The organism is Lishizhenia sp. (genome assembly GCF_057456495.1).
The window spans coordinates 1-4263 of sequence record NZ_JBVCPV010000219.1 but is presented as its reverse complement, the minus strand read 5'-3'; the positions used below and the strand labels follow the sequence as shown (position 1 = coordinate 4263).

Sequence of the window (4263 nt, the reverse complement as noted above, 5' to 3'; positions counted from 1 at the left end):
TAAATGAGGTTATTAAACAGCATCGTAAAAATGCTATCGCTGATAAAAATGAGGTGGCGGAGAATACGAGTAATTTCATTAACAAACGTTTAGAATTGATCCAGGATCAGTTACGAGAAATTGAAAATGAAGGGGAGAGATATAAAACGGATTATGGGTTAATGGATGTATCAGCCGATGCAGAAAAGTTTTACAAGCAACAAGCAGAAGCTGAAAAGGCGGTGACAGAGGCTGAAATTCAAGTCAATTTGTCTAATTACATGACGGAGTATCTTGAGGATTATAAAGATAATTTTGAAGTACTTTTACCTGCAAATTTAGGTTTTGAAGATCAGGCCATTAATCAGATGACTGCCAAGTATAATGAATTGGTGTTGGAGAGAAATGAATTGTTAAAGTCATCTTCTGCTATAAATACGAACGTATTACGCATCAATTCGCAATTGGAGCAAATCAAAGCGAGTTTGGTCACTGGTTTAGATAATTTGAAGTCACGTTTAAATATTCAACTAGCCATATTAAAGGACCAAAACAAAGATTATCAGAAAAAAATTGCGTCCTTACCTAAATTTGAAAAGGAATACAGAAGCATTTTACGTCAACAAGAGATTAAGGAAAGTTTGTACTTGTTCTTGTTACAGAAGCGTGAAGAAAGTGAGATAACACAAGCCTCGAATGTTTCCAATGCGAAGCCTATCGATATGGCTTACTCAGACGGAATTCCCGTAAGTCCTAAGAAGAAAATTGTGTTTTTAGGAGCCTTTTTATTGGGGATTCTAATCCCAGTTGGAGTCATCTATTTAAGAGACTTGTTGGACAATAAAATTCATGGTCAAGAGGATATAGAGAAATTGAATTTACCTTTTGTGGGAACCGTTCCAACGAGCGAAGAAAAAACAAAGATTATTACCCAAAAAGATGCTAGGAGTCCTATTGCTGAGGCATATAGAATCTTGCGTACTAATTTAAACTTTGTTTTAGATAAAAATATAGAAGGTGGAAAAGTAATATTTGCAACTTCTACAATCCCGGGTGAAGGAAAGACCTTTACTTCGTTGAACTTGGCGTATTCCTTATCCTTTACAGGGAAAAAAGTAGTTGTTGTTGGATTAGATTTACGTAAACCAAAATTGTTGGAATACGTGGATATGCCGCAAGGGAAAGGGGTTTCTGATTTCTTAGCGACACCGGGTTTAAAATTAGATGCAATAACAAGAAAATCTCCAAATACGGATAACTTATACTATATTTCTTCTGGTTCTATTCCGCCTAACCCTTCTGAATTATTGATGGAGGATCATTTGGGAGTAATGTTTAAAGAGCTACGTGAGAAGTTTGATTACATCATCGTAGATACGCCTCCTACGAGTTTAGTGGTAGATACGGTATCAGCGGCGAAATACGCAGATGTTGTCTTGTATGTTGCTCGAGCGAATTACTTGGATAAGCGTCTGTTGAAATTTGCTTCTGACTTTTACAAAAATGGTAAGTTAGGTAAAATGGCCATGGTAGTAAACGGTGTTAAAACCAAAGGTCGTGGTTATGGTTATGGCTACGGATATGGTTATGGCTACGGTTACGGAGTTGATTTTGACAAAGATCAGAAAAAAGGAATTTTAGGATGGTTTAAGAAGAAGTCTTAATTCATTTACTTATAATAAATTTAAAAGCTCTTGGTGAAAATCAGGAGCTTTTTTTATGTTACTACTTCGAAGCTTGGGTTTGGTTCATTTCTTTTTCATTGATAATACTTCGGCTCCGTTAAGTAAGACGCTAGAAACGAACCAAAGAAAACGCTAGGCTGTGTAACTAAAACTTCCTTTTTCTTCATGAAAACTAAGTTTCTTTTACAAAGCCGAACTTTTCCAAATTAGTATGATTTAATCATGTTTTCCTCTGGACTCCAAGCTTATATTCAATAGTGTACTTAGACCATTCTTTTCTTTAAATTTTTCACGCAGTGAAGAATTAAATTTTTTTAATCACTCACATTCTAACCTCAAACTATCGAACATTCAAACAATTAAATCTAATAATCTACCTGCGAGAATCCACAGTTGACAAGAGAGGTTTGATGCTGTATCTTTGAAATAAGCTAATCAACCTAATCTAGCCCAGACCTAAAAACCTATCTAACCTACCTTGTAAAAGTAGAGCCTCGTTGAATCAGCGGGGCTTTTTGCTTGGGTCTTGTTATTGCTCAATCCTTGATATTACTTCGGTTCGTCGATAATCGATCTAACGAGATGAGCGAATATTTCTGCCTATAATCATGTTAAATACACTTGCATCAATCATTTCTTGAATTCTTGAATGCTTGAATCTTTGAATTCATGAATGGAATATCAGAAATCTATTTTATTTTTGGACAAAATCATTTGAAATGGCAAGAGTTTTAACAGGAATCCAAAGTACGGGAGTTCCTCATATGGGGAATATTTTAGGAGCTATTGCTCCGGCCGTAGAGATGGCAAATAGTGAAGAAAATGATTCTTTATTATTTATCGCCGATATGCATTCATTAACCCAAATTAAAGACGGGAATGAATTACGTGAGAATACCTACGCTGTAGCGGCTACTTGGCTTGCCTTTGGATTAAACCCTGAAAAAACGATTTTTTATAGACAAAGCGATATACCGGAAGTCACTGAATTGACTTGGTACTTGAGTTGTTTTTTCCCTTTTCAGCGTTTGACATTAGCGCACTCTTTTAAAGATAAAGCGGATCGTTTAAGTGATGTGAATGCAGGGTTGTTTAGCTATCCTATGTTGATGGCGGCAGATATCTTGTTGTATGATGCAGAGATTATCCCCGTCGGTAAAGATCAATTACAACACATTGAAATTACACGTGATGTGGCCTCTCGTTTCAACAATATTAACGGTGATATTTTCGTGCTTCCAGAAGCGAAGACAAGTGAAGAGGCAAAGATTATCCCTGGAACAGATGGTCATAAAATGAGTAAGTCAAGAAATAACTTCATCAATATTTTCCAAACGGATAAAAAATTGAGAAAACAGGTGATGGGGATTGCAACGGACAGTAAAGGTTTGGAAGAACCAAAAGATCCGGATACATGTAATGCTTTTGCTTTGTATAAATTGTTGGCTTCTTCTGAGCAAATCTCGGAAATGCGTGCCAAGTATGAAGGAGGTAACTACGGGTATGGTCATGCTAAACAAGAATTGTTTGAATTGATTTGTGAAAAGTTTGCTACTCAACGTGAACGATTTGAGTATTTAATGGAAAATAAGAACGAAATAGACGAAGCTTTAGCCATTGGAGCGGAAAAGGCAAGAAAGATTGCTGCTGCTACCTTAAAACGCGTGAGAGCGAAAGTAGGATACTAATTAAATTAAGAATTGAGAATTAAGAATTGAGAATTCTGAATGTGGAATTTTTATTGAATCCCTTGCCTGGTGGTGAGGGATTTTTGCTTTTTAGTCAAATGTGATAAGAGATTCATGAAAATGGATTTTTACAGAGCATATTCCCAACCCACTACTTGCGTTCAATACTGATTTTGAGGCCTGAGGTTGGAGGGACGAGAAGTCTCGAAGGCCGGAACTATGGAATGGAATGCTACGAACAACTCCGTGACCTTGGTGAAAACACTACTTGATTTTTGGTTAAAACCAGGTAGTGTTTTTCTTGCTCAATATTCAAACTATTGAACAAACAAAGGAGTCTACCTGCGAGAATCCACAGTTGACAAGAGAAGCTTGATACAGTATCTTTGAAATAAGCTAATCAACCTAATCTAGCCCAGACCTAAAAACCTACCTTACCTATCCATGTAAAAGTAAAGCCTCGTTTAATCAGCGAGGCTTTTTTGGGTTCGAGCTTCGAGGCTTGGGTTTGTTCATTTCTTCTCCATTGATAATACTTCGGCTACGCTCAGTACGGCGCTAGAAACGAACCAAAGAAAAATCTAGTCGAATCTTAGGAGATTTCCCAACTTTTACCAAAGTTGAGAACCATGGTTCAGACTACGCTACGTGCTCTTTTCCGATTAGCATCGGAACGCATCTTCACAAGTCTGACCTCTATCTCTGAAGATACGACGATGGTCTTAGTCTATGACTTGTTACTCTTCTTGCTCAATATTCAAACTATCGAACAAACAAACGCTCAAACAAAGGAGTCTACCTGCGAGAATCCACAGTTGACAAGAGGAGCTTGATGCTGTATCTTTGAAATAAGCTAATCAACCTAATCTAGCCCAAACCTAAAAACCTACCTTACCTATCCATGTAAAAGT

Annotated in this window: 2 protein-coding genes; both read left to right on the top strand. The window is 37.0% G+C overall.

Translation table 11 applies throughout. From position 1 onward, the window contains the following. A partial coding sequence (locus AC22ZQ_RS12840; RefSeq protein ID WP_318959166.1) for a GumC family protein occupies positions 1-1643 on the top strand: 1643 nt, incomplete at its 5' end. 740 nt (positions 1644-2383) lie between these two features. Further along, entirely contained in the window at positions 2384-3352 is a 969-nt protein-coding gene (gene trpS / locus AC22ZQ_RS12835; protein ID WP_318959165.1) for a tryptophan--tRNA ligase, read from the top strand. The last annotated feature ends 911 nt before the right edge of the window (positions 3353-4263 follow it).

Bases quoted from the DNA above. Each gene is read 5' to 3' on its own strand.
- trpS (WP_318959165.1), top strand. From the start codon at position 2,384: ATGGCAAGAGTTTTAACAGGAATCCAAAGTACGGGAGTTCCTCATATG.